At 40.6% G+C, this 559-nt stretch carries 1 protein-coding gene; it reads left to right on the top strand.

The annotated features are described in order from the left end of the window. Positions 1 to 9: 9 nt before the first annotated feature. On the top strand, positions 10 to 559 hold a 550-nt coding region (locus N1032_RS27080; protein ID WP_259543794.1), incomplete at its 3' end, for a hypothetical protein.

Genomic DNA, 559 nt, shown 5'->3' with positions numbered 1-559 from the left:
GAGAAAAACATGGAACTAAAAACACTTAACAAATTGAAATTCGCACCAACAGGATTCTTGGTATTCCACTCTGACCACGTCTATGGCCCGCACCTGCGCAAGGTATTGAAAGCAAACGACCGACTCAAAAACATCAATATCACAATCGGTTACAATTCAACATACCTAGTTGATTTCGAGCTTTACGAAGCAATTGTCGCATCATTCATGGAAAGCGCAAAAGAAACACTTGAACTCGGAGCGAAAGTCATGGCTAGTGAAAACGCTAAAATCGCAACTCCTGTAAAAACTCCTGTAAAACGACCACTAACGAAAGAAGTTGCCGAAAAAATCTTAGAGGTAAAAGTACCTGAACCAGTTGTTGAAGTTGCAGAAAAACCAGTAAAACCGAAAAAAGTTTTGACGACAGCTCAAATCATCGATAAAATCCGTAAATCATCTCGGTCATGGGTGGCGGAGTCAAATACGACAAATTCTACATACTTGCTAGGATTGGTAGACGGTGTATGTTATGAAATCCGTGAATCAGACCACGAAAAAGATGGTAGTGCGGGATACT

Origin of the sequence: Herbiconiux daphne, assembly GCF_024979295.1 — a bacterium.
GTDB lineage: Bacteria > Actinomycetota > Actinomycetes > Actinomycetales > Microbacteriaceae > Herbiconiux > Herbiconiux daphnes.
Note: the sequence above shows the minus strand (reverse complement) of the source record. Positions and strands in the feature narration are given on the sequence as shown.